Annotated in this window: 20 protein-coding genes; 5 read left to right on the plus strand and 15 right to left on the minus strand. The window is 45.1% G+C overall.

What is annotated here, in order from left to right:
• Positions 1 to 97: 97 nt before the first annotated feature.
• The 6 genes from RIC07_RS10170 to RIC07_RS10195 all read right to left on the minus strand — a co-directional run bounded on the left by RIC07_RS10170 (position 98) and on the right by RIC07_RS10195 (position 9,711).
• Positions 98 to 382 (minus strand): hypothetical protein, encoded by a 285-nt coding sequence (locus RIC07_RS10170; RefSeq protein ID WP_446394414.1) that lies wholly within the window; start codon positions 380 to 382, stop codon positions 98 to 100.
• A gap of 304 nt (positions 383 to 686) precedes the next feature.
• Entirely contained in the window at positions 687 to 965 is a 279-nt protein-coding gene (locus tag RIC07_RS10175; protein ID WP_446394415.1) for a hypothetical protein, read from the minus strand.
• 193 nt (positions 966 to 1,158) lie between these two features.
• Positions 1,159 to 3,309 (minus strand): PAS domain S-box protein, encoded by a 2,151-nt coding sequence (locus tag RIC07_RS10180; protein WP_446394416.1) that lies wholly within the window; start codon positions 3,307 to 3,309, stop codon positions 1,159 to 1,161.
• A 92-nt stretch (positions 3,310 to 3,401) separates the two neighbouring features.
• Complete coding sequence (locus RIC07_RS10185; RefSeq protein WP_446377999.1) at positions 3,402 to 3,797, minus strand: response regulator; 396 nt, start codon at positions 3,795 to 3,797, stop codon at positions 3,402 to 3,404.
• Positions 3,798 to 3,800: 3 nt separating this feature from the next.
• A complete protein-coding gene (locus RIC07_RS10190; RefSeq protein ID WP_446394417.1) occupies positions 3,801 to 4,097 on the minus strand; it encodes a hypothetical protein in 297 nt (98 codons plus the stop codon).
• On the minus strand, positions 4,033 to 9,711 hold the full coding sequence (locus RIC07_RS10195; RefSeq protein ID WP_446394418.1) for a protein kinase domain-containing protein: 5,679 nt from the start codon (positions 9,709 to 9,711) through the stop codon (positions 4,033 to 4,035). Before RIC07_RS10195 ends, RIC07_RS10190 begins: the two co-directional genes overlap by 65 nt.
• Before the next feature lie 506 nt (positions 9,712 to 10,217).
• On the opposite strand from RIC07_RS10195, the gene RIC07_RS10200 reads away from it, so the two are divergent.
• Together RIC07_RS10200 and RIC07_RS10205 are read left to right on the plus strand one after the other, a co-directional pair.
• On the plus strand, positions 10,218 to 11,942 hold the full coding sequence (locus RIC07_RS10200) for a hypothetical protein (RefSeq protein WP_446394419.1): 1,725 nt from the start codon (positions 10,218 to 10,220) through the stop codon (positions 11,940 to 11,942).
• A gap of 5 nt (positions 11,943 to 11,947) precedes the next feature.
• Positions 11,948 to 13,672: a hypothetical protein gene (locus RIC07_RS10205; RefSeq protein WP_446394420.1), complete on the plus strand. Its 1,725-nt coding sequence runs from the start codon at positions 11,948 to 11,950 to the stop codon at positions 13,670 to 13,672.
• A 525-nt stretch (positions 13,673 to 14,197) separates the two neighbouring features.
• Here the strand turns inward: RIC07_RS10205 and RIC07_RS10210 are convergent.
• The 5 genes from RIC07_RS10210 to RIC07_RS10230 form a co-directional block, all read right to left on the minus strand.
• On the minus strand, positions 14,198 to 15,061 hold the full coding sequence (locus RIC07_RS10210; protein ID WP_446394421.1) for a formylglycine-generating enzyme family protein: 864 nt from the start codon (positions 15,059 to 15,061) through the stop codon (positions 14,198 to 14,200).
• 113 nt (positions 15,062 to 15,174) lie between these two features.
• Positions 15,175 to 18,186: an SAV_2336 N-terminal domain-related protein gene (locus RIC07_RS10215; protein WP_446394422.1), complete on the minus strand. Its 3,012-nt coding sequence runs from the start codon at positions 18,184 to 18,186 to the stop codon at positions 15,175 to 15,177.
• Between the two features lie 126 nt (positions 18,187 to 18,312).
• Positions 18,313 to 18,615 (minus strand): type II toxin-antitoxin system RelE/ParE family toxin, encoded by a 303-nt coding sequence (locus tag RIC07_RS10220; protein WP_446348014.1) that lies wholly within the window; start codon positions 18,613 to 18,615, stop codon positions 18,313 to 18,315.
• Positions 18,612 to 18,800, minus strand: a complete 189-nt coding sequence (locus RIC07_RS10225) for a hypothetical protein (RefSeq protein WP_446343928.1) — start codon at positions 18,798 to 18,800, stop codon at positions 18,612 to 18,614. Before RIC07_RS10225 ends, RIC07_RS10220 begins: the two co-directional genes overlap by 4 nt.
• Positions 18,801 to 18,921: 121 nt before the next feature.
• Entirely contained in the window at positions 18,922 to 19,053 is a 132-nt protein-coding gene (locus RIC07_RS10230) for a hypothetical protein (protein ID WP_446343926.1), read from the minus strand.
• Positions 19,054 to 19,175: 122 nt separating this feature from the next.
• Between RIC07_RS10230 and RIC07_RS10235 the strand changes: the two genes are divergently transcribed.
• A complete protein-coding gene (locus tag RIC07_RS10235) occupies positions 19,176 to 19,823 on the plus strand; it encodes a restriction endonuclease subunit R (protein WP_446394423.1) in 648 nt (215 codons plus the stop codon).
• Between the two features lie 322 nt (positions 19,824 to 20,145).
• Here the strand turns inward: RIC07_RS10235 and RIC07_RS10240 are convergent, their stop codons facing one another.
• The 4 genes from RIC07_RS10240 to RIC07_RS10255 all read right to left on the minus strand — a co-directional run bounded on the left by RIC07_RS10240 (position 20,146) and on the right by RIC07_RS10255 (position 24,147).
• Positions 20,146 to 21,153, minus strand: coding sequence for an AAA family ATPase (locus RIC07_RS10240; RefSeq protein ID WP_446394424.1), 1,008 nt, complete (start codon positions 21,151 to 21,153; stop codon positions 20,146 to 20,148).
• A gap of 412 nt (positions 21,154 to 21,565) precedes the next feature.
• Positions 21,566 to 22,921 carry a VMAP-C domain-containing protein gene (locus RIC07_RS10245; protein WP_446394425.1) on the minus strand — a complete coding sequence of 452 codons (1,356 nt, stop codon included), beginning with the start codon at positions 22,919 to 22,921 and terminating at the stop codon, positions 21,566 to 21,568.
• Entirely contained in the window at positions 22,914 to 23,810 is an 897-nt protein-coding gene (locus RIC07_RS10250) for a trypsin-like peptidase domain-containing protein (RefSeq protein WP_446394426.1), read from the minus strand. Before RIC07_RS10250 ends, RIC07_RS10245 begins: the two co-directional genes overlap by 8 nt.
• A complete protein-coding gene (locus RIC07_RS10255) occupies positions 23,800 to 24,147 on the minus strand; it encodes a CU044_2847 family protein (protein WP_446348005.1) in 348 nt (115 codons plus the stop codon). Before RIC07_RS10255 ends, RIC07_RS10250 begins: the two co-directional genes overlap by 11 nt.
• A gap of 236 nt (positions 24,148 to 24,383) precedes the next feature.
• On the opposite strand from RIC07_RS10255, the gene RIC07_RS10260 reads away from it, so the two are divergent.
• Both RIC07_RS10260 and trxB read left to right on the plus strand, forming a co-directional pair.
• The gene (locus RIC07_RS10260) at positions 24,384 to 25,499 is read left to right on the plus strand and encodes an Rpn family recombination-promoting nuclease/putative transposase (RefSeq protein WP_446394427.1); all 1,116 of its coding nucleotides are present in this window, start codon (positions 24,384 to 24,386) and stop codon (positions 25,497 to 25,499) included.
• Positions 25,500 to 25,566: 67 nt separating this feature from the next.
• A complete protein-coding gene (gene trxB, locus RIC07_RS10265) occupies positions 25,567 to 26,958 on the plus strand; it encodes a thioredoxin-disulfide reductase (protein ID WP_446394428.1) in 1,392 nt (463 codons plus the stop codon).

Here is a 26,958-nt window from a genome sequence, read left to right on the forward strand (position 1 = left end):
TCTGGAGTTGGTTCATCCTCTGCTTGTATTTTAAACCGCTTCTAACCCCTAGTAAAGACGTAGCCTGATCCGTCTCTACATCACCGCCTGTTACCAATCAACCCGATAGAGACGGTTTGGTTAGATGGGAACAATAACTATCCTCAACAATTTTAGATTTAGAGGACATCTTTATCGATTTATGGTGCGAGGTTTGGGAAACAACCTCTTTTTCCGGATGGATAGTAATCCGCTTACAAACCAAGTGCTGGCTTCCAGGACGCACAAAACCCCAGGTATACACTTGGGAATCAGAGGGTGTTGCTTGCGCTGGAGCTAGTCGGAACGCAGTCAATAATACTAGCTCTGCCACTACTAGAACTACAACTACGATTTTCAGCATCGTTTTCTTTGGGTTGATAGATTAAATTAATCTTGCCACCTGGGATGTCGTCTTGGCAATAACCCAGAAACGATAAACTTGTATCCCAGAGTCAGCAACCGTTCCCGACTAATAGGACACATCTGAACATCAATGAAAAACCTGTAGGGGCGACCCGCCTGCATCAATGAACAATACCAATCCACTTAATGGGATCGGGTCGCCCTTTCTATAGAGTCAGGTTATCCTCTGCTTGTGATTTGAATCACGAGTAAAGACGTAGCCTGATCCATCTCTACATCCCTTGCTATTAAACCAACCAACGCTATAGAGATGGTTTGGTTAAATGGGAACAATAGCGATCCTCAACAATTGTCGATCGAGAGGACATCTTTACCGATTTATGATGCGAGGCTGGGGAAACCACCTCTTTTTCTGGATGAATCGTAATCTGCTTACAAACTAATTGCTGACTTCCGGGACGCACAAACCCCCAGGTATACACTTGGGAATCAGGGGTTGTCGCTTGCGCTGGAGCTAGTCGGATTGTGGTTGATAATACTAGCCCTAAAATAAATAAAACGACAAGTACGGGTTTCCGCATTTATTTCTCTCAGTTGACTGAGTTCAAATTAATTTTGCTCTCTACTCTTTATTATACGAAAAAAATTCAAGTGACATTACAGTCCAATAAGGTATCGGATAAGCTCTATTGACTGTTTTCTCCCTCATCTTCCCCATCTCCCTCATCTCCCCCAGCTCCCCCAGCTTCCCCAGCTCCCTCTGCTTCCCCAGCTTCATCCCTCATCCCTCATCGTCAAAAAAAATTCGTCGTGCTGGAGTTGCGCCAGGGAACGGTTAAGATAGATTTGGGCGATCGTATCTTGGGGATTAATCCTCAACACCTCTTCAAACCGCTGTTTCGCTTGACCAAAGGCTTGCTTGGCGTAGAGGAACAACCCTTCTTCAAAGATGGAGATCGTAGCTAACTTGCCCTCCTTAATCTTGAGCGGATCTCCATCAAACACTTCAAACACCGCTACCGCTTTTGACTTACCCTTAACCTTAACCTGCTCCACAAACCGGAGACTATACTCGGTTGGATTATGTAAACGAGTTAACGTCTGTCCCGAAATTAATAACGACACCTTATACTGTTTCGTTAGTCCCTCCAAACGAGCCGCTAAATTCACATCATCACTAATCACCGTACTGTCTATTCGGTGTTTTCCCCCAACTGTACCCAGCATCAACGAGCCAGTATTAATGCCAATGCCAATTTTGATGGGGGTATACCCTGATTGCAGACGACATAGATTATACTCATACAACCGCTGAACCATAGCAATTCCGGCTTTAAGCGCATCATCAGCAATCCCGCTAAAGAGTGCCATAATCGCATCGCCCATATATTTATCGATAAAGCCTTTATGTTCAATAATCGCTGGCTCCATCCGCTTTAAAAAGGCGTTAATAAATTTGAAATTTTCTTGGGGGGTCATCCGTTCCGAGAGAGTAGTGAAATCCCGAATATCTGAGAAAAGGACAGACATTTCCTGCTGAACTTGGTCGCCTAATTCTACATCAACCACACTTTGCTTATTTAAAATCTGTAAGAATTGACTGGGGACAAAGCGAGAAAAGGATTGATTCAGTTGGAACAGTTCATTCGTGAACTTGATTCGCTCCGCTTCTGCTTGTTTGCGAGAGGTAATATCTTCCACAAACCCCTGATAATAAAGTGGAGTTCCCAACGCATCATATACAGTGCGAGCATTCTCACTAATCCAGATAATTGTGCCATCTTTGCGACAGATCATCGACTCAAACTCGCACACAACACCATGCTGCTGCATCCGTGTCATGAATTCCGGACGCCGACGGGGGTCAACGTAGAGTTGATAGTGAATACTATTAATGATTGTTAGCAATTCTTCCGGGGAATCGTAGCCGTAGATGTGCGCTAAAGCGGGGTTAGCACTCAGATAACTCCCATCCAGCGCAATCTGAAAGATTCCTTCTTGGGCGTTTTCAAAGATAGAGCGATACTTTTGTTCGGCTTTCACCAGTGCCGCTTCAGCTTGTTTGCGTAAACGCAACTCATTATAGACATCGCTAATATCTCGACCTTCGATAATCAAAAACTCAATGCTTCCCTTGTCATTAATAATCGGTTTAATCGAAAAATCAATTGTCGCAATGCGTTGTTGTGCGCCTAAGATATCCACTTCATACCGGATAAACTTACCGCTAGCCGCTTGAGCAATGGCGGATTGTAACTGAGCTTGGGTTTTGCTGGAAATAGTCCACCAGTAACAGTCCCACAAGGGTTTTCCTGCCACATCCTCTAAATGCAATTCACCAAAATTCAGGGCAGTTTGGTTGACTTCTAAGACAATTCCGTCAACACTCAGCATTCCCGTCAACTGAAACGTCTGATTGAAAATCGCCCGAAATTTTAACTCACTAGCACTGAGGGATTTAATCGATTGTTGTAGGTCTCGATTTAAACATTTAAGTTTGGCGTTTTGTTCATCTAACTTTTTTGCTTGCAGATAACTATTAACGGCTTCTTTGACCGTCAAACTCAAGTCTGACGCCTGCCATGGCTTGGCGATATAACGATAGAGTTTGGCATACTTAATCGCATTGCCTACCGCTTCAATATCTGCTTGCCCAGTGAGCATAATTTTCAGCGTTTTCGGTGACAACTCATGGACACGCTTTAAGAGTTCATCCCCTTTCATCCCTGGCATGATATGGTCAGAGATAACCAAAAGAATCTCATAGTTCTCGTCTAAGAGTTCTGCAACTAACTCTAATGCCTCTTCTCCCGCTTCGGCAATTTCGATCAGGTAATTTTTGCCAATCGCTTCCTTAAGCTCAGCTTTTAGACTTCTGAGTACTGTTTTCTCATCATCGACACAAATAATTACCTGTTTAGTCATAGTAGATTGCCCGTAGGATTACGCCGAAGTCACAAGGATTTTGGATGGGGTTGAAATCATCGGATTGAGTGGGTAATTTTCCAATTAGTAGGTTAGAGTTGAGATAATGCTAGTTTAATAGCTTCCACTAATTCCGCTTCTGACCAGGGTTTGTATAAGCAGTGATGCAGCTTTGCTTCCTGTTTGGCGCGTTCAATTGCCTCCTCATCCGCTTGACCGGTCAGCAGAATTTTAATGATATGGGGAAATTTATGATGCACCTGAACCAGAAACTCATCCCCTTTCATTCCCGGCATTAACCAATCCGATACAATCAGAATAATACTGACATTTTCTTCCACAAGTTCATCTATTAATTCTAACGCTTCATCAGCCGCTTCTGCCAGTTCATAGGTATAAGCATCGCCAAAGGCTTCTTTGAGTTGAGTCTTGAGACTTTTGAGAACAACTTTTTCATCATCAACACACAAAATAACGGGTTTAGTCATTGGTTATTTATTAGGGAACAGGGAACAGGGAACGGGGAATAGGGAACAGGGAATGGGGAACGGGGAACAGGGAACGGGGAACAGGGAACAGGGAACAGGGAACAGGGAACAGGGAACGGGGAATAGGGAACAGGGAACAGGGAACAGGGAACGGGGAATAGGGAACGGGGAATAGGGAACAGAAAGTTCTAATCTTATTTTTATCTCATTATCGTATCCTTCTCCTTTGCTTTCTCTAGCCTTCCGTTGTCCGCAAAGGCAGTGAAACAGTAAAAGTAGTTTTACCGGGAACAGATTCAACGTCAATTTTTCCCTGATGCTTTTCAATAATCTTTTTCACAATATCGAGTCCTAATCCACTTCCTTCTCCGGCTGACTTGGTTGTAAAAAATGGCTGAAATATCTTAGCTTTAATTTCTGGAGGGATTCCTTTGCCACTATCGGTAATGCTAACGTTGATCTGTTGGTCTTGCTGCTTGACATCAAGGGTTAATGTTCCTTTATTATCCATTGCCTGTAACGCATTATGAATCAGATTCGTCCAGACTTGATTCAGTTCATCTGCATAACATAATATCGGTGGTAACTCGTCATAGTTGCGGATGACATTAATTCCATGTTTGAGTTGATTCTGATACAGGGTTAGCACGGTTTCAATTCCTGCTGTTAGGTTTGCCGGAATCATTTCCCCCGATTCGTCATAACGGGAGTATGTTTTTAAAGCAAACACTACTTTAGAGGCGCGTTCAGTTGCTGTGTTGATGGTTTGAGTTCCCCGTTGTAATCCCGATAGTTTGTACGCTGTTTCTAAGAGGTGCGAACTATCGGGGCGTTTCAGTAGAGGGAAAAACGCTTCAATGTTGTCATAAATTCCCATATCAACCAACGTATCCGCTAGGGTATCCGCATCCTGAATCTCTTCCGCCTCCAATTGGCGAACTAAGGTTCGCCGCCGTTTGCGTTCTTCTTTTGCGGTTAAATCCGATTCGTTTTGGAGTGAACGTTGTAACATTTTCAGAAAATCGTGTCCTTCTTCTGGCGATAAGGATTGAAACAGAGTGGGTAATTGTTCCAGGGTTTGACTTAAAAACTTAGAAATATTTCCGGCGGAGGAACGAATCGCCCCCAAGGGTGTATTAATTTCATGGGCAATCCCAGCAATTAATTGTCCCAAGGCTGCCATCTTTTCCGATTGAATCAGTTCATCTTGGGTAGCTTTGAGAGAGTCGAGGGTATTTTTTAACTCTTGGGTGCGAGCAGCAACATTTTGTTCTAGAGTGTTATAAAGTCGGGCATTGTCGATCGCGATCGCGGCTTGTCCGGATAGGATTTGTAAGACTTCTAACCTGTCTGGCGTAAAGGTGTCTGTAGCCAGGTTATTTTCCAGATAAACGATACCACTGAGTTGACCTTGATTCAGTAGCGGCGCACACAAAACGGATTGGGTTTGATGGGCTTGAATATAAGGATCGTTGGTAAACTTGCCAATTTTAGCCGCATTGGTTTTAACCACGGTTTCTTGGGTGTGAGTGACATAGTTAATAATCGAGAGAGGGAGGTGATTCGCTACGGGGAGAGATTGCAACACAGTGACGTGATTCGTCTCTACATTCAGCGACGCCTCAATCACCCATTCTCCCGATTGATTTAAAACCAAAACTCCCGTTTGCGCCCCCGTATTTTCGATTAAAATTTTCATCAACGCCGCCAGTAACTTATTCAGTGCAATTTCACTACCAATGGCTTGCGAGGCTTTCATCAGTGTGGCAAAATCTAACACCGAAGCCGACTGATTTCTCTGAGACACACTACTCACCGTTGTACGGCTGTCTGTGAGATAACTGACAGGAGATGATGGCGCAAAAAGCTGGGAATATTGGGCTTCTAAATCTCTAACTTTCGCCGTCGCCCCCCAGCGGGTGTAAGTATAATGTGCCTCTTTAAGATACGTATCAGCAACCTTGTCCATCCCCCTATTCTGATAAAACATGGCAGCTAAATTGTAGGCTAAGGCTTCCTCTTGAATATAACCATTATCCCTCGCCCCTTTAATCGCTTGTTCATACAACTCCATCGCTGTCATCAATTCTCCCAAAACTCGCGCTTTTTCAGCGGCGACTAAATCTAATTTATGCTGCTGATTCATCGCACCATGGTTTGCCCAGATCTGCATTTTTTCTTGATTAGCGTTCACTCGATCAATTAGAATCTGTTTTTCGCTTGGTGTCACCTCAGGAACAATAGCGAGATGGGCAAGAGAATCATAAAAATAGAATAGTGGAATCACGATCATTGCCGTAACTCCATTTAAATACTGTTCCGCTAAAACTGCATGTTCTACCGCTTGCTCAACCTCACCAAATAGATAACAGAGAATCAGCTTATTTAAATAGAATAAATGCAGTTCGGTGCGGTCATTCGCCGCCAGCGCCCGGGGTAAGGATGTTTCTTCATTATATGCCTTACCCATTAACTGGGTGGGATTTTCTCCTTGATCCTGTAAATTCTGCACCGCCTGTAAAAAAATCGCCGTCCAATTAAATGGACTTTCCCGGCGAATTTGCCGCACCGCCTGATTATAGGTGGCGATTTCTTGTTCAACTTGAGTCAGTTCAACTCCACTAAAATAGAGATGATCGCAGGTATAAAAGGCACAATACCCAGCAAACTCAAAATCCCCCGTTTCTACACCACTGTGATAGCCCTCAATTAAAATAGGCAGAGTTTGACTAAAATGCTCTTTCCAATGCAAGATATGAGCGCCCAGCACCTCAAATACCTTACATTTGACTTGCTGGGCATTAAACCGATTCACCAAACTCAGTGCCAATTTACCAAATTGATATCCCGCCTCAAAATTGTGCTGACGATCTAATAAAATAAATCCATAACAGGCATAGCCAAATGCCGACAATGGCGCGTTCCCATACTTGACTGATAACTGAACCATTGATGAGGCAATCAGAACAAAAAGATCAGGTGCAGCGATATAGGCGGCGGCAATTAAATTAGAGAGAATTAGTACAGCAGCTAGGGGTTCGGCGGCAATCATTTCCGGTAGGTTAATTAAGTCTTCAATCTCATGTCCTGCCAATAGTGTAGCCGTTTCATCGAGTCCATTTTGCCACTCTGCCATGCTGGGTTCTTCAGGTAAACATATTCCCAATAAATTCAGCACTTGCAGTCCAAGATGAATCGCTTCCTTGAGATTATTTTGCGACGCGATCGCTTGAATCTTAACTTCATACACATTAACTTTTTCCAGCACCGTTTTAGCCTGGGCGAAGAGAACCTCAGTCAATTCTTCCATTGCCGTAAACTTGCCACCTAAATAGGCGGCTTGGGCGGCTTCTTCATATAAGGCTAAGGTTAAGTCATAGTCCCATTGCCAACTGTCTGCACCCAGAAGTTCTCGTCCCACAGTTAAATAGTTTAGCGCCGCACCATAAGCGGCTGATCCTTTGGCTTTTTGACCCGCGATTAAATTCAACTGGGCGATTTGATGGCGTTCATCTTGACTAATTTCTCCTGATGTGTGATCACAATTATCACTAATTCCTTGATTCAGATGATCAACGATTGCAAATATTTTATCTAATAAGGTTTCCGAATCCGTACTTTGCCAAAGTAGGCGACCAATTTGTAAGTGAACCGCTTTCTTTTGGCACTCATCAATTAAAGCATACGCTGCTTGTTGTACTCGGTCATGTAGAAATTTATACTCGTGAACCAGCAAGTCTGGATTGAGTTCCGATAGGGGAACGATTAATTCCGATTGAACCGCTGTGACTAAGTTCGCGAAAATCACATCCTCTGGTTGTTCACAGACAATTGCCAGCGTGGATAAGTTGAAATTAGCACCGATACAAGCAGCTAACTGTAAGACATGCTGGGTTGAATCCGGCAGCTTTTTTAACCGATTTGTCATCAACTCGACGACGTTATCGGTAATGTTTTTCTCCTTGATTTTATTAATATCCCACTGCCATTGATGATTTTGCAGATTGAAAGTGATTAAGTTTTCCGCATAGAGATTCCTTAAAAACTGATTCACGAAAAATGGATTACCTGCCGTTTTGCTCATCACCAGTTCGGCTAAATGCTGGGCAGATTCTTGTGGGGATTTTAAGGTGTCACAAATAATTTGGCGAATATGGTCTAATTTTAAAGGAGATAAGGTAATACAGTTAACCGTCGCGCCTTGTTTTTGTAATCCATCTACTGTCATCATTAACGGATGAGTAGGGTTGACTTCATTATCCCGATAGGCACCGATTAAAAATAGATAATGGATCTCACTATCGGTCATAATCAGTTGAATCAACTTCAGCGTCGCCAAATCTACCCACTGCAAATCATCGAGAAACATCACTAAAGGATGTTCGGGTGAGCAAAATGCCCGCATGAATTTTTTGAAGACGATATTAAACCGATTTTGGGCTTCTTGTGACCCTAATTCTGGCACCGTAGGCTGTTGACCGACAATTCGTTCCACTTCCGGGATAACATCAATAATCACCTGACCATTTGTTCCCAAAGCGGCTAATAATTTTTCTCGCCACTGATTGAGTTGGGCTTCGCTTTCAGTTAAAATTTGCTGCACTAATTCCTTAAAAGCGTTGACAATCGCTGAGTAGGGAACGTTTCGTTGAAACTGGTCAAATTTGCCGGAGATAAAGTAGCCGCGTAGTCGTGTATTTGGTTTATGAATTTCGGCAACTAAACACGATTTACCAATACCGGAATACCCCGCCACCAGCATCATCTCGATGGGCGAATGAGACGTGGGGAGTGAACCATCGACGGAAGAATCTGCCGATTTCTGAATGTCCTGATCCTCTCGATTCGCCACGCGATCAAAGGCAGCGAGTAAGGTGTCCACTTCCGCCTCTCGCCCATAAAGTTTTTGGGGAATGTGGAAGTGTTCGGAGATATCTTGAGAACCCAGCGGAAAGTCTTCAATTGTTCCCGTTTTGGCTAATTGTCTCTGACAGTTTTGCAAATCAGCTACCAGTCCCCAAGCACTTTGATACCGTTCTTCAGCCGTTTTTGCCATCAGTTTCATGACAATATTGGAAACGGTTGGCGGAATGGTTTTTCCGCGCTGCGCCCCGGCAATTTCTGGGGAAGGTGTCGGCATACCATTCTCCAGACGTTCCACCGGAACGTCTCTACAAGCTTCCTCACCCAGAAGATGGGGAGGTGTCGGGACTTTGGCAATATGACAATGGACTAATTCTATGGCATCGTTTGTCTCAAAAGGTAGCGTTCCGGTTAGGAGTTCATAGAAGGTGACACCTAGGGAATAAAAGTCGGTGCGATAGTCGAGAGAACGATTCATCCGCCCCGTTTGTTCGGGGGAAATATAGGCTAATGTTCCTTCTAAGACATGAGGATTTTTGAGTGCCGGATTTTCGCGGGTAAGCTGGGTGGAGATGCCAAAGTCAATGATTTTGAGTTGTCCGGTTTCGGGGTTGAAGACAATATTGCTGGGGTTAATATCTTTGTGAATGACATCAACGGCGTGAATCTGGGCGAGAATTTCGGCTATCTTGATGGCAATGTTGAGAAAGTCCTGTAGAGGTAGAGGTGAGGAGAGTTTTGTCGGCTGACTCATCCACTGCTTTAAGGATTCACCGCCAAAATCCTCTAAGATGATTACTAAGGTTCTCTGATAGGGTTGGATAGTATACGCCTTAACTACGCTATCAATCGTCAGATTGTGCGTAATTTCATACTCTTGTCGATATCGAGTTAACTCTTGTGGAGTGGGATAGTCTTGTTTGAGAAGTTTGAGGATGACGGGTCGGTGTTCCCCTTCCTGAATACCGCGATAAACTAAGGTGTTGGCACTTTCGTAGAGTTGGGACAAAATGCGGTAGTTAGCAATTTTTAAGGTAGTGTTATTCGTCATTTGTCATTTATTCGTTATTTATCGAAAAGAAGCACTTCTTCCCAAGAAGTTAGCGAAGGGAACCTGTTAGAGACAGCACAAACTGTTCTCGTAGGTTGGGTATAGCGTCAGCGAAACCCAACAGGCTAACGATGACGTTGGGTTTTGTTCCTCAACCCAACCTACAAAGGTGATATACTCCCATCAGCGACAGCCAACAGTCTCCACGTTGGCTATAGAGAGCGATCGCGAAACCCACCTGGCAAAGGTAACGGTAAATGACACCCGAAAATGAAGCGTTAGCGTTGCTTACCCCTATGTGGCACAGTTTTATGTAATTATACTCTGTTAATACTTTATTGGACTCTTAAATCAAGCTTAAGTTTAATTTTTTGATATCATACATTTATATTACTTGTCATACAGTAACCTTGAACTCTTGTCCGTCTAGATGCCAGATGTTGCATCTGCACTGGCTTCCCTGTAGCCTATAAAGGCAGAAAGCAGAAATCCTAGTCCAAATAAATATGTGGGTACACTACCTGTGGCAGTTTCTCTCTGCCACGACTGACAAAAAATCTAGTCCTAAGGTGATCTTTTGGTTTACCCTTAGCCTAACCTTTGCGGCGCTTTACAGTATTTTGGCACTGCAACAAGTCTTCAGGGGTGAGTATGTTGTGCAGGACGATGCGCGACAGCATGTTTTCTGGATGCGGCGGTTTTTAGACCCAGAGTTGTTTCCCCAGGATTTAATTGCCGATTACTTCCAATCAGTTTCCCCTCTAGGCTATACCACTGTTTACAAGCTAATGGCAGGGGTTGGTATTGATCCAATTTGGTTTAGTAAATTGCTGCCCGTGATATTAGGATTGATTACCACAGGTTACTGTTTCGGTGTTTGTTTACAATTATTACCTGTGCCAATGGCAGGTTTTATCGCCTCATTATTGCTCAATCAAAGCTTATGGATGCAAGACGATCTAGGCTCAGCAACACCAAGAGCTTTTTTGTATCCACTGTTTTTTATGTTTTTATACTATTTGTTGAAAAAATCATCAGTTTTAGTCAATCTAAGCTTGGCTCTAATAGGATTGTTTTATCCATCATTTGTATTCATTGCTGTGGGAATATTAGTATTGCGGTTGTGGGATTGGGAGAGTTGGCAGCCTCGCCTTAGTTCTAATCGCCACGATTACCTGTTATGTGCCACAGGCATTGGTGTTGCTTTGCTAGTGTTATTACCTTATGCCCTCAGTTCTTCAGAATTTGGACCGGTGATTACCGTAGCTGAAGCCAGGACATTACCAGAGTTTGAAGCTGGAGGACGTGCCAGCTTTTTTCACGACGATAAATTTTGGCGGTTTTGGTTCAGTGCTCGCAATAGTGGCATTCGGTTATCATTAAATCCAGCTAGTTTAGGAGCTAGTTTTTTGTTGTTTATGATACCGCTATATCCGCGCCAGTTCCCCTTAGTTAAACAAGTAAACCGTGAAGTTAGATTATTGCTTCAAATCCTGGTGTGTTCCCTGATCATGTTTTTTATTGCCCACGCGCTTCTATTCAAGCTTCATCTTCCCAGTCGTTATACAATGCACAGCTTGAGAATTGTACTTCCCCTCGCAGCTGCACTAGCGCTGACTTTAATACTAGATGGGCTTCTCTACGCTGGCTTAAATAAAAAGCGTTCGTTGTTAGCTGTAGTAATCGTAGCGATAATCAGCACTGTAACCGTTTTTTACCCCAGTTTGTTTTGGCAAAAATACTTTCCTAACCCCGGTTACAGAATTGGTACAGTATCACCTTTGTATGAGTTTTTTCAGCAGCAGCCTAAAGATATTTTGATTGCTTCTCTAGCCGAAGAAGTCAATAATCTACCTGTTTTTTCTCAACGATCCATCTTAGTCGGTAGCGAATATGCTATTCCCTATCATATAGGTTACTATCGCCCATTCCGCCGAAGAGTGTTTGAGCTGATTCAAGCTCAATACAGTCAAGACTTGGCAGACGTATCGAATTTTATTCAAAAGTATGATATTGATTTCTGGGTGTTAGAGCAAGGAACATTTACAGCCAAGTACATTGCTGATCTGCGCTGGTTCAGAGAATTTCCGCCCACCCAAGACGCATTGGCAAATCTTACACAGGGAATAACTCCCGCCTTGTCAAAGGTAATTGATAAGTGTTCAGTTTATGAGACAGGAAGGTTCACTGTGCTACAGGCAGATTGTATTTTGAAAACGCCACCCAATTAGGAACGATGCGTTTTGAGCAATTTCTTGCTGATATGATAACTTATAAGTCAAGCAATACTATCCGATTTTGGTTGACTCTAAGCCTTCTCGTTGCTACACTTTACGGCACGTTAGCCTTTCAACCCGCCTTCAGCAGCGAGTACGTGGTGCAGGATGATGCGAGACAACACGTCTTCTGGATGCGGCGATTTTTAGATCCAGAGTTATTTCCGAATGATATAATTGCCGATTATTTCCAATCGGTTGCACCGTTAGGATATCGCGCCCTGTATCATTTCATGGCAAAAATCGGGATTGATCCGATTGTTTTGAGTAAAGTTTTGCCTTTGGTTTTGGGATTAGTTACCACGGGTTACTGTTTTGGCGTGGCGGTGCAATTGTTACCCATACCTCTGACTGGATTTATCGCCTCTGTACTCCTCAACCAAAATCTGTGGATGCAAGATGGGTTGATATCGGGAACACCCAAGGCGTTTATTTATCCTATCCTGTTGGCGTTTTTGTATTATGGGATGCGCCAGTCACTCATAGGCACAGGAATCGCGATCGCGCTGTTAGGATTATTCTATCCATCATTAGTGCTAGTCTGTGCGGCGTTTCTGATTTTGCAGTTATGGCGGTTTAACCGGAAATTTCCCTCTCTGTCTCAAAGTCGCCGCGATTATGTATTCTGTTGCACGGGTTTGGCGGTGGCGTTTGCGGTGTTATTACCCTACACGATGAGTCTGTCAGAATTTGCCCCAGTGATCACGGCTGCACAAGCCAAAGGTTTACCCGATTTCTTATCGCAAGGGCGAACCCGATTTTTTGTCAACGACGCTTGGTCATTCTGGTTTAATGGACGCAGTGGTATCCGCATTGATACCGCCTTAGCGCCGCCTCTGAGTTATTTGGGGTTGCTATTACCTGTTGTGTTATGCTTTCCCTCTCGCTTTCCCCTCGCCAAGCAGATAACTGGGAAGATGGGAGTCTTAGTCAAGTTCTTAGTCGCGTCAGCTATTTTATTTTTAGCCGCCCATGCCCTGCTGTTCAAACTGCACCTACCCAGCCGTTATACTCAGCATAGCTTACGGATTGCGATCGCGCTGGCGGCGGCAATCGTTATTACCCTACTCCTAGACGCTGTTTTCGCGTGTAGAGACGCGCCATGGCGCATCTCTACGGTCAAATTGGGATCAGTTTTTGCATTAGGTTTAACCAGTTTAATCGGAATTACTCTTGTGGGATATCCTCACTTGGTTCTGAATACATTTCCCTGGACGGCTTATATTGGTGGCAATGTGCCGACGTTATATGAGTTTTTTCAACAGCAACCGAAGGACATTAAAATTGCCTCCTTAGTGGAAGAAGCCAATAATTTACCCACGTTTGCTCAACGGTCAATTTTAGTGGGTCGCGAATATGCAATTCCCTATCATTGGGGCTATTATCGCCAATTTCGCCAGCGGATGTCGGATTTAATTGAAGCCCAATATAGTCCAGATTTGGCAATTGTTCAGGAGTTTATCCAAACATACGGGATTGATTTTTGGCTGCTACCGACTACACCGTTAACAGCCGAATCGATTGCGAATGATTCTTGGTTGATGCAGTACCAACCTGCGGCAAATCAAGCCATCGCTCAACTTAAAGCTGGGAAACAACCTGTTTTGGATTTGTTGAGAAGCGATTGTGCGGTTTGGGAAAAGCCGGGATTGATGGTTTTAGAGGCAGAGTGTATTTTACAATAAAGCATCATTTTTAATAGGGCGGTTTCAACCGCATCTACACAAACAAAACCCGCCTGGCCTTCGGCAAGCTTCGCTAACGCGGGTTCCAAAACTCTTAATTTTTATCGATTTCCGCGTTAACTTTAGATTTTATGTAGGGTGGGCAATATCTATAAACCTTAAATCTTTATATTATCATTTGTTGCTATTGCCAACCACACGGTAACTTGGGATTGATTACAAATGTTGCCAGATCTCAGTTAGGATTTACTTCTAACAGTATTAAACTTAAAGCCACTGACGACGACATTAACGCGATCGCAGTTTTATCAACTGTGTGTAGCCAACCCTGATGTACCATTATAGCGTTCGCCCCAGGGATAGTTAATTATCATCAAGATGTGGAAGTTGTGGCGATGCCTATTGTATTGTCAGGGGAGGAAGTATTGCCCGGGTTTAGTTTATAAATTCTGTAGGGGCGGGTTTAGGGATTCAATAAACGATATCACCGATAACTTTTCAACAAAACCCGCCCTTTCCCTAGTGTCAAGGGGGCAAAGGAGTCCACACCGCACCACAGACGACCCGACACCCGACGGTGTTGTTCCCGTAGTCTGGGGTATTCCTGAGGCGATACGCACAACGGCATTCCTGTGGAGTGATGTACCACGAACCACCGCGCAACAGTCGAGAATGATTCTCATTTTTATTATCATCTACTAGCCAAGCTTGACCATCCGACGGCGCACTTTCATAACTATCATGCCAATGATCAGCACACCATTCCCACACATTTCCATGCATGTCGAATAAGCCAAAGGCGTTCGCTACCTGAAAACTCCCGACTGGGGTAGTCTCCTCACGATACTTACCCTTAGCCCCCGCCGCATAAGTATAGTTGCCGTCGTAATTAGCTAAATCCGTAGTAATCGTTTCGCCACAATGAAAAGGAGTAGTAGTTCGAGCACGACAGGCATATTCCCACTCGGCTTCACTGGGAAGTCGGTAGTCTCGTCCTGTGTACTGTGACAGACGCGCACAAAACTCCAGACAATCATACCACGATACTTGTTCAACCGGTCGATCTGATCCTTTAAAATTAGACGGGTCAGGGTCAAGTTCTTGATCAATTTGAGGCAAATTAGCAACCGCCTGCCATTGCGCCTGAGTCACCGGGTATTTCCCCATGAAAAAGGATTGAACTGTTACTGGATGCTGGGGACTTTCATCATCAGAATGCCCCTCTTCTGTCTCTGGGGAACCCATCAGGAATGTCCCTCCTGGAATCGCCACCATATCCATCGTGATGCCATTGCCCAAGTCTTCGCTGAAATATTGAGCCTGTCGCTGCCGACGCTTAACAATAAACCTAGTCTGCTGTCCTTGATTACTGATTGGCGGTGTTGCCATAGTTTTGTCACCTTAGATTCAATATGCTTAATAGTTGAACAACAGAGGCAAGAAAATTTAGCTAACGCTACGTATAAGTAAGAAGGACAATAAAAGGGCAAAGATTACAAACTCTACTCGGCGGCGCATACAACTCGAAAACCCATAACGGGGACGTTCCTGTCATTTGAAGAATAATGGAAGCGACACGCGCAACGGCAGTTTACAGGAAAGTCAAACCAGGAACCGCCCCGCAATACCCGATGCTCATTATCATGATCATTATCATCCTTCCACACCCTGCCATCTGTTGGCGCACCTTCATAGTTTTCGTGCCAAGGGTCAGCACACCATTCCCATACATTCCCATGCATATCGTAGAGTCCAAAATCATTAGCCACCTTAAAGCTACCTACAGGAGTTGTTTCTTGACGATCAATCCCTTTGGGACTTTGACCATAGGAACCTGACCAACCCCTTCTTTTGTCATCCGTACCTCGGTAATTCGCCAAGTCGATTGTAATCGTTTCTCCAAAATGAAATGGGGTGGTTGTTCCCGCACGACAGGCATACTCCCACTCGGCTTCACTGGGTAGGCGATAGAGTCGTCCAGTTTTCTGAGAAAGGCGATCGCAAAATTCCATAGCATCATACCAGGACACATTCTCTACAGGGCGGTTTGCACTTTTAAACTCAGATGGATCAGGTTCAAGTTCACGATTAACTCGCGGTAGATCAGCTACGATTTGCCATTGTGCCTGGGTTATGGTGTATTTACCCATAAAAAAGGAATTAACTGTGACCGTATGCTGAGGAGATTCAGAGTTTTCCCGTCCAGTTTCGTCCTCTGGTGCCCCCCTGACAAAGCTACCTTCGGGAATGGCTACCATCTCTAGTTGAATTCCTTTACCTAAATCCTCGGTAAAACTCCAAGCTTGTTGCTGAAAATGGTGAATCGTTAATCCCTTGCCTAACACAGCATTCAGATTAGTTTTACTAACTTTTTGATTCAACGCTTCTGTCAGTAATTTCCATAACTTAGCGCCTATAGATTTCACATACACTGAGCTGTATAATCCTGAAACCGCTATTTCTTCGTAGGTTTTATTTTTTAATGCTCCTCTTAGGATACCTTTTTGAATATCGTTAAATGATCGTCCTGTCATAGCAAAAACGGCTTCCTCAGCAGTTTTAACAGCATTCTGTATCTGTATCTTTGCCACTTTAAAATCAAATGCTTGCAGATCAAGGGCGGTTTCTGTCTCAGCTTTAAGGGAGATAGTTACCTCTTCAAGCGTAAAGGTTTGTAAGGGAGGAAACCCAGAAACCGCATCATCTGAGATATCAGGAATAACCGGAGAACGTCGTTCCAACTGCTCCGCTAACGCTGCATACTCTCCTCCCAACCGCCGCAGCACCTGACGGGTAACCTGAGCGAAGGGCGCAATCTGTTTTTGCACTGTTTCATCCCATTTAGCATAAGGCGATAGGAATGCGGTAAAACTCTTAATCGAAACCCCGGCTTTACGGGCGATAAACTGAGACACTTGTTCCAACACTTCATCGGTATCGGAAATGGGAATAGAATCCAGCAACAATTCCCGCACTCCGGGTTGAAAATCATAGTAAATAGGTTCAGATTGATGGGAAAAACTTAACCCCCCAGCCCCCTTTCCTGCGTAGCTTGCTTCCACGAAGGGGTAGGAAGGGGAAGCATTCAAAGCCTCTCTCCTTGCAGGAGAGAGGTTTGGAGAGAGGTTTTCCCCATCTGGTGAATTACCATTCCCTTCTAAAATGGGACGCAATAACCCACTCATAAACACTTCAGCAATATGAATCTGCCCCGATTCTGGCAGCATGGTTTCCTGAATCAGACGCACCACAGGCAAGGTTACCGGAATCGCCGCCATTAACCCTGCCAAGCGTCGGGCGGTGGAAGACGCCGTTGCCCGAAAGTGCTGGACTAACTCTGATGCTGAACGTGAGGCGATTGTCTGTTCCATCTCCTCAGCCATCGCCTCCATTAACGCCGGATCAAATAATACTCCCGGCATCCGCGTTCCCCCTGTACCCGCCACCAGCCGCGCCCACTGCGCCAAGGGTTCAGGCTCCAGTGTTACCACAGGTAATGGTAATGCTGTGGCTAAATTCACCTCCAGCCAGGGGGGTATCTCTTCAATTACCAGTTGGGAATTAGGAACCCCTGGTGCAAACGCCCCCAGTTGCACAGAAATCCCTGCACCTAAACCACTGCGTCTCCAATAGGATTCGGGTAATAACTGAAGCACAGACACGGGATTCTGATTCGCCCACCGCCGCAACAGAGTCTGGATTTTGCCTGAACGCCAGATATCAGATACACAGTCGCTAACCAGGAGAATTAACCGCCGCCCTGAGGGATCAATCAATTCTTTGGGGTTGCGGGGGCGTTGTTTGAGTGTGGCTGAACCCTGTCCCGGCAAGAGGTACAATGACTCATCGGCATTAGCATTTAAGCGCCAGGTGCGAACATCGCGAAAGGCACCCTGGCGTTCCAGCAGTGTTTGAAATTCTGCAATTGTTTCTTGCCAAATCGGGAGGGAACTCGATTCCTCGATAACCAGCGCTAATTCTAACCAGCGTTCGGGTGCAGGTTCTAGCACCGGAATCCAGATATTTTTTTCGGCAATTTGTCGGGCTGTGGCTTCTTCATCCAGAATGGTTTCAGTACGGGATGGAACTTTCCGCATCAGGGGACGAATTGCCCGGGCAATGGCTAAAGGATTCCGCAGGGCGGGGGCGGCTGGCGTTTCAAAGGGAAGGAGTTGAGACGGTGGGGGAGAATCTAGCTGAGGGGATGGAGAAGAAGCAGATGGCGGAGAATGAGAATCAGACTGGGGGATAGAAGCAGGTGGAGGAGAGGGATAGAGTTCAGCGTAGGGTTCGCTAGCCGTAGCTGTTGGCGGATTTAAATTTATCGGCGGCGTTTCTGGGGAGAAGTCTTCAGTTATGGGGCGTTCAGATAAGGGCGTTTTTGGGATAGATGGAGACTCGGATATAGATTCAGTTTCCCCCATTTGCAGCGCCAACCAAAAGATATCGGCAATCTCTTCTGCCGTAAGTTCTAAGCCAACCTGATTGAGGAGTGCGATCGCCTGTTGAATCATAGAGAATAGAAATCAATGAGCCTCGTAGGGGCGCACTGACGTGCGCCCAATCCCAACCCCAACCCCAACCTGCACCCAGAAAACTAGATTGAAACGTGCGATCGCCTGTTGAATCATACGGACATTTTACTCCGATGATGGGGAATAATCTTCAGTGATTTGTTGCGAACCATGGATCACAGCCAGTACATCGATTTGCTCGGGTTTAATGTAGTAAATAATCCGATAAGAACCCTCAATCACTTCACGAATTTGTTCCCTCTCAAACTCTGGCACCATTCGACCTGAAGCCGGAAACGCAGCAATCTGTTCCGAACGTCTCGTCAGACGATCAACCATTCGACGCCCATATTGAGGTGAATTTTGGGCGATGTAGGCATAAATCCCGGAAAGATGCTTGACGGCTGTATCTGTCCAAAAAACCTTCACGTTGGTAATCCGAATTGCTGACGCACTGTTTCCACAGAGGTTATTCTACCCGCCTGACTATCCGCAAGTCCCGCTTCTATCGCTACCCTGACATAAATTTCATACATTAAGTCATCCCATGTCGCATTCTCTGGCAATCTATCAATCAATCGTCGTGCCTCTTCTTTTATATTGATGGCTTCCATATTCTGCTCATAGAACGGCTTTCTGGGTCTATTGTAGGCTGAAAATTACCAGGCAAACAAATGCAATGATTTGGCGGCGATTCATTCCCTTCTAAAACCTGAGAATGAGGCTACGTCTGCCCTATTGCTCTCCTCTGTCACGCTTGGGAGACAGGCATAGGCGTGACGGCTGTAGCTTAACTTGACACCAATAACCGACGTGCGCCCACAGAAGCCGATTGAGTCGTGCGATCGCCTGTTGAATCATAGGCACATTGTACAGCAGATTTTCTCTAAACTTCTTTCTTTCCTTCTGCCTTATCCCACTTAAGCTACAATTCCTCTAAAGCCAATCAACAACCTAGTACAAAACTTTATCCCCTATTCTTTTATAGTATGGTTCAAACCATTCAAGCCAGAGATGTCACTCTAGAACAATTAGAAACCTACTTTCAGCTTCAGCGAGTTGACGATGAACAGTTTTTCCCGGAGTGGCAATCCGACTTACCCGAACTCACCGACTGGCAAAAACAACTTCTCGAACAAGTCCGCGCTGGCTATTTCAATTTACTCAAACAACCACCCTTGCTAGAAAAACCCATTAATTTGGCAGTTGTCTCCCCCTTATTATTTATCGGACAATTTTATTTAGCGCCTTTGAATTTAAGAGCCGAGAGCAGTGTCCAAATCTCCGCCCAAGATGAAGAACGAGGAATTCTCGTCAAAGGGAACCTCGACACCTTAGTTTTGAAAGACAAACTTTGGGTGATGGTAATTGAATCAAAACAAGCTCATTTCTCTGTCGAAGCTGGATTAGCCCAAATTCTTGCCTATATGCTAGGAAACCTTAATTCAGAGCAACCTAGCTTCGGTATGATTACGAATGGAGGAAGTTTTCTGTTTCTCAAATTAGTCAAAGCCGCTACCCCTCTGTATGCCATGTCTGATTTGTTTGGAATTGGCAATCGCAAAAATGGTTTAGGTGATGTCTTGAGAATCTTAAAAAAACTTATTCATCTATCAACTTCTGACAATATGAGATAAATAAAGTCAGAATTGTAGGGTGCGTTAGAGAAGCGTAACGCACCATTTATATTCCATAAAGAACCCTATAGTCAAAGCCAGTTACCGTGAGGTGGGCAAGAGCAATTAACGATACTATAAGCATTTCCAGATTTATCATTCTTGCCCACCCTACATACTCTTGCTACATACTCTTGCTCCCCTCTCCCTATTCCCCCCATGGAATAAAAAGCGAAGCATCCTTTGGCTTCCCCCTTTTGAAGGGGGACGGGAGGGGGATCGAAAAAGGGGGGTTAGGGGGGATGGAGAGGGGTTGGGGGTGAGGGCTATCTAAGGACAGGAATCAATCCTCTGTGCTACTCAAATACTTAAGCAATTGCTCAACTAACTTCGCTTTTTCTTGACCCGATGGTATCCGTTCGCGGGTTAATAAATAAATCGCATTAAGTAACTGATCCGTGGCTAAATCTCCCTGTTCTCGCTTCTTTAAAAAATGAGCAATCAAACCCTTAGCTTTATCAGCAACTTTTTCACCCAGATGCGCTTTAACAATTCGGGTGAGTTCATCCTGATTGGGTTCCCTCATATTCAGCCGCAGACAGCGACGTAAAAACGGTGGCGGAAAATCTCGCTCTCCATTATTCGTTAAAATCACAAACGGAAAGGCTTGACATCGGACTCGTCCTTTGCTAACAACTGTTGTAAAATCTTTCGCCGTTATCTCCGTCTCATCGCCATAAGCGGTACGAACTTCCACTTGTTCTAATCTGCCAGCAATCCGAACCAACTCCGGAATCTCAAACTCGCCTTCCTCAAAAATATGCAGTAAGTCATTGGGTAAATCAATATCGCTTTTGTCAATTTCATCAATCAGTAATACCCTAGGTTTATCAGAGGGGAGCAAAGCGGTTCCCAGAGAACCCAACCGGATATACTGACCAATCTCCTCTAAGTTATCTTCACCCTTACCTTGGGCATCTTGTAAGCGACCAATGGCATCATACCGGTAAAGTCCATCGTTGAGATTGGTGCGCGTGGTAATTGACCACCTTAAGACTTCTCCTAATTGTAATTCATAGGCGATCGCATAAGCCAGTGATGTTTTTCCCGTTCCCGGTTTTCCAGTAACTAATAGAGGGCGTCGTAAATACAGTGCCGCATTAACGAGTTCAATTTCCTCTGGACGCGCCTGAAACGTAGCCCCCCGTTGCTGCTTTTTGGCGGCGGTAGCACCATTTGCTAGTCCATCAAATTGACGCCAGCTTGGAGGTGGCGGAAGGCGATTTATTTCGCTGTGGGGAGTTCCTGTTCCCTGAAAAATCTGCCAATTTTTTAATTGCTCATTATTCATTGTTTATTGTGATGACTAAAAGCATTATGCCATTAAATTTATCGATTACAATTGTAGGGGCGCACCGACGTGCGCCCGATGACCGACGTGCGCCCTTTCTCCAAACGTGCGCCCTTTTCCTCAACGTGTATCCTACGCCCCGCCAAGGTTTTTAAGCTGAATGATACTGATACCAAGTTGCGTTCTATCATGTCATTCTGAGCGAAGCGTGAAGCGAAGCTATAGCGAGGAACGAGCTTTAGAATCTGGACAGATGCTTCGCGTCATTCCGTTTCACTGCATTCTGCTCAGCATGACAAATTCTACTTTAGACTACAACTTGGTATGAATTAAGGTTGGTGGGCAATGCCCACCCTACGATATATTAAAGATTCCGGTGATCCCAAAATGCAAATTTTTAGTGCCATTGTTTTTAAGGTGTAGAATAGTGAATCGTAGGTGGGACGCGATCGGGATCTTCCCACATCAGGGAAAGATGAGAGCCAATATGCAGTCCGCGCAGGTGGGGATGAGACGCAAAAGCCGCTTCCCGTTTTCCTTTTATCGTAGTTGGAAGTTCAGAAATACAACACGTTAATAATTGATTTAATTCTTGGGAACAATTTAAATGCGCTAAATTACACCGTACCCATATCGCTAAAGGTATCGCTGTCCCTAAAATCACATTAAAAACGCTTTCTTTTCCCATCGGTTGGGGAACCTTGGCTAGAGTACAGCCAAGAATATCCTCTTTTCTTAACTCAACATAGAGTTGATTCCAAGCACAATCCCCTGAAGCAACAAGTTTAGAGGAAGGGTAATGGTTAAGTCGCTTGAGTCGCTGCCATTTTTTCTGCCAATCTTTCTTTTTGAGACAATAATTTGGTGAAAGTCGCTCCTCAGAACGCACGACAACGCTACATTCCACGCCAAGGGGAATTAACAAATCCTCACTGATCTCAATTTCCCACCGATCAACATCATGATTAAGTAACTGACGAGGTAAGAAAAATTCCAGGGTTAAGTCACTCATCGCACATTTTTGGCTACTTTGAATCAGAATTTCTTTGAGTAACTGGGGAATCTGAGTTAAGGAAACGGGTTCGGCTTCAGTATTGGCTAGAGAAATGGGTTCGTAGTCATAGTTGCTTCCACTCAGACTAGATGGGTTAGGAATCGCTAACCAGGCTTTGATAAAATAACAATTCTTTTTTTGCTGGCTGGGCTGAATCCATACCATGAGATAGAATTGTTCTGGTTTGGTTTCCGGTTTAATTTGCGTCAATAATTGGGCAACATCATCAACGTTTTGCTTCAGCCAATCCTGTAACTGTTGACGCAAGGACTGAGGAATTTGATCATCGGCAATTAAATGTGCCACAAACTGATCCATTCGCTTGTACCCACTATCCCCAGAAGGCATATCAGCTAAATCTGCCAACAGTTGTTCGATTGTGGGGGGAATGGCGGGACGAAAATCACTCCAACTGGAAGGGCGAGAGGCTAGGTAAGCTGCCTTGATCCGTTGGGTTGTTGGTGGATCAACGGAGGCTAAAATAGCCATAAGGCGCTGAGTTTGATTCCCTGCCTCTCCCTGTTTTAGCTGGTTGAGTTCCTGCTCAATGTGGTCAATTTGGTTCGCGATCGCATCAAGCTGTAGTTCCAGGTTATTCTGTTCTTGTGGATTACTTTCACGCCGTTTCTTGTTAGCAACCTGTTTGTAATCTGCCTCTAGCTTTTGCAGATCATCCTCAAGGCTTTCGATACGAAGTCGTCTGGCTTTACTCATCTTCATTCGTTAGTGTATCAAGCTTTTGCTCCAATTCCTCCATATGGTTTGCAATTTCATCAAGCTGTAGTTCCAAGTTATTCAGTTCTTGCGGGTTACTTTCGCGTCGTTTCTTTTGAGCGACCTGTTTGTAATCTGCCTCTAGCTTATTGAGATCAGCCTCAAGCTTTTCAATTTTCAGTTTTGTAGCTCTCGACAGTTTTTTGCTAGACTTGTGTGGCGTTGATTGGGGGACAAAATCCCCTGATTGACCGAGCATCGACCAAGCTTGACTCAACACCTTTGTCGGAATCATAAATGCCGCTTTCACCCCCTCCCGTTGTCGTTCCGCCGCTACCGCCATCCCCACAACCCCCGACAAGGTTTCATCCCACACTGGCGCACCACTAAACCCCGGTTCTACCCGATAACCGGGAACATTAACGGCTTCCATCTGTATCCACCCATTGCCTAATTCCCCACGCAGTACCCCCGTCGCCCAAACGCCATCATTATGCCCACTGGGAAAGCCAAACACCCGTACTGGATGTTGCCAAACGTCGTCGGCTGTAACCAACCGCACAGGTTGCACTCCAGGCGGACATTCACCTTCTAACTTTAATCCCGCAATATCTTCTCCAGCTACCGCAGGATTCACGGGTTGCCAAAACTCTACCCTTGCCTTAATTTTCTGTCCCGGTGCAATTAAAGGAAAATCTAGGTCAATCAAACCTGTCGGCACATCAGGGGTATTTGGGGAAATCGTCAGGGCTTGAGCTACCAAATGAGCGCAAGTTAGCACATAATTAGGAGAAACGAGAAACCCCGCTCCAACTACGACTCCATTCGCGTGGGATATACGAATAATCCCAGTTTTAAAGGCATTCAGGTAAGCTGAGTTATCTGCCATCGCGTTTCCTTGACTGAGACTGATTCCACTTCAATGTGATTTCGTAGCTGACTTCGCCACCCACAGAGGTAAAGACAGCGCCTGCATCAGCGGTTAACTTTAGCCCAAACTTGACTTCCACTTCATCAGCAGGTGTGTTGAGATCGTTGAGTTTAGAAATGATCTTAGAGGCGACAGGCTTAATTGTATCCAGTGCCTGATCAAAGGAACGTTGGGCTTTGAGGGCTAATCGCCCCGAGGGTAATGCGACTCGTTCAACCGCCGTCGTTTCGGGTTCATCTACCTCGACTAAGAAGGTGGTGTTGTCGTCTAGGGAAAATTCAACGAGTTGTTTCAATTTTGACCTGGGAAATGGTGTTTTATCTGATTTTATCAGGATTGAACGGAGGAAACAGGTTGTAGGAGATCCAGGCTTGCGCCCGAAAAACTAAGGTGGTGCATTACGCTTCGCTCTCCTCACCCTACTCGAATGGTAAATATGTCAATTTGTCAAGATAACGGTAATAGGAATTGTTCGCGATCGCTCCTGGCATAGTGGTCAATGTTCAGAGCGTCCATTTTCGGCAATTCAGCGTGAAAACCGACACGATCTTCTATAACCTGTTTCTCGAATTTCCAGCCATTTTATTTGAACTCATCGATTCCGCGCCAGAGGAAGCCGCCATCTATGAATTCACCTCCCGTGAAATCAAACAACTTTCCTTCCGGTTAGACGGCTTGTTCTTACCTACGACGGAAGACGCAGAAAAACCGTTCTATCTGCTAGAAGTTCAGTTTCAACCCGATGAAGCGTTATACTATCGATTATTTGGTGAACTCTTTCTCTACTTGAGGCAATACCAACCGCGTCATCCTTGGCAGGTTGTCGTGATCTATCCCACTCGTAGGATTGAAAGAGAACAAGCGTTTCAGTTTGGTGAAATCCTTGCCCTCAATCGAGTCAAACGCATTTATATTGATGAATTAGGAGAAACCTCATCGGGTTCACTTGGGATTGAGATGGTTAAGCTGGTGATTGAGGATGAGGAAACCGCACCCGAACGGGCAAGACGTTTAATTGCACAAGCTCAAGCCCAAATCGATGATCAAGCAACTCAGCGCAACCTGATCAACTTAATTGAGACAATCATTGTTTACAAGTTACCACACAAAAGCCGCGAGGAGATTGAAGCAATGTTCAGCTTAAGTGAACTCAAGCAGACTAAAGTTTATCAAGAAGCCTTAGAAGAAGGTGAGCAGATAGGTGAGTACCGGGGTGAACTGAAAGCCAAGTTAGCCGCGATACCGCGCATGATAGAATTTGGCTTAAGTTTGTTGCAAATCGCCCAGTTGCAAGATTTACCGCTAGAGGTTGTGCAACAGACAGAAGGGTTATTTCAACAACAAAAGGTTGCGGCTTTTATCGAACTCTTAACTAATCAGCCTGATCTGTTTTCAGCCCAAGATTTGGCACAGTTAAAGCAGTGGGTTGCACCTGTACCGGATCAGATTGAAGATTTATCCGAGGCGATCGCACAATGGTGTAATCAGGAATCATATACCATCCAGCGTCAGGCTTGGCGTCAAGTCCTCTCTGATTTATGGCAAGCTACCGTTGAAACCATATTGAAAACTTACCCCGATACCCTGAACATCCCTTCCTCTCTTCTCACCAAACAAATGTTGCAACAGGGAATTGAAGGGAGATAATTTTCAACTCAACCCTCAAAAACCGCTATACTAGACCGTTAAACGGAGTCGTTATGAGTTTATTTATATGTCCAGCTCTACCGTAGAAAATCTGGTGATTATCGGTTCGGGTCCTGCCGGTTACACGGCTGCCATTTATGCCGCCCGTGCTAACCTTAAACCCGTAATGTTTGAAGGCTTCCAAGCCGGGGGACTTCCTGGCGGTCAGTTAATGACGACAACTGACGTAGAGAACTTTCCCGGTTTCCCCGAAGGGATCACAGGTCCGCAACTGATGGATCGGATGAAAGCCCAAGCCGAACGCTGGGGGACAGAGTGCTACACCGAGGATGTCACGTCTGTGGATTTGAGTCGGCGTCCTTTTATTATCCGTTCTGATGAACGAGAAGTCCAAGCCCACAGTATTGTAATTGCTACCGGCGCTACCGCCAAACGTTTAGGACTCCCCAGTGAAAACCAATTCTGGAGTCATGGGATCTCCGCCTGTGCGATTTGCGATGGTGCGACTCCCATTTTTCATGGTCAATCCCTAGCTGTGGTGGGTGGGGGTGACTCAGCCGCTGAAGAAGCGGTGTACTTAACCAAATATGGGGATCATGTGCATCTCTTGGTGCGTCGTGACCAACTGCGGGCATCGAAAACCATGCAAGATAGAGTGCTAAATAACCCCAATATCACCGTTCACTGGAATACGCAGGCGGTGGATGTGTTTGGCGAAAATGGTCGGATGAGTGGAGTTAAACTCCATAACAACCAAACAGGCGAGGAGAGCGACTTACAGGTTAAGGGATTATTTTACGCGATCGGTCATACTCCCAACACCTCCCTGTTCCAAGGACAACTCGACCTGGATGAGGTGGGCTACGTTATCACCAAACCGGGTTCGGTTGAAACCACTGTAGAAGGGGTGTATGCAGCAGGTGATGTGCAAGATCATGAATTTCGCCAAGCGGTTACGGCGGCGGGAACGGGCTGTATGGCTGCCATGTTAGCTGAACGTTGGTTGTCTGCTAATAGCTTAATTCAGGAGTATCACCAGAAACCCGAATCTGAACAACCAACCCAGACGGCAGACGAGAAACCGACAGCAGACACAGAAGCAACCTTTGATATTAACAAGACACGGCATGTTGGCGGTTATGCCCTACGCAAACTCTTCCACGAGAGCGATCGCCTGATTATGGTCAAGTATGTGTCACCCAACTGTGGTCCTTGCCATACCCTGAAGCCAATTTTAAATAAAGTGGTGGATGAATATGAGGGCAACATTCATTTTGTCGAGGTCGATATTGAAGCAGAACCCGAAATCGCGGAAAATGCCATGGTTACTGGCACACCGACGGTACAATTTTTCAAAGACAAAGAAATCGTGGATCAACTTAAGGGTTTAAAACAAAAAAGCGAATACCGTCAGATGATTGAGAAGTACCTACCTGCCGAAGTTTCAGCAGCTAGATAA

It is taken from the genome of Coleofasciculus sp. E1-EBD-02, from assembly GCF_040218245.1.
Lineage (GTDB): Bacteria > Cyanobacteriota > Cyanobacteriia > Cyanobacteriales > Coleofasciculaceae > Coleofasciculus.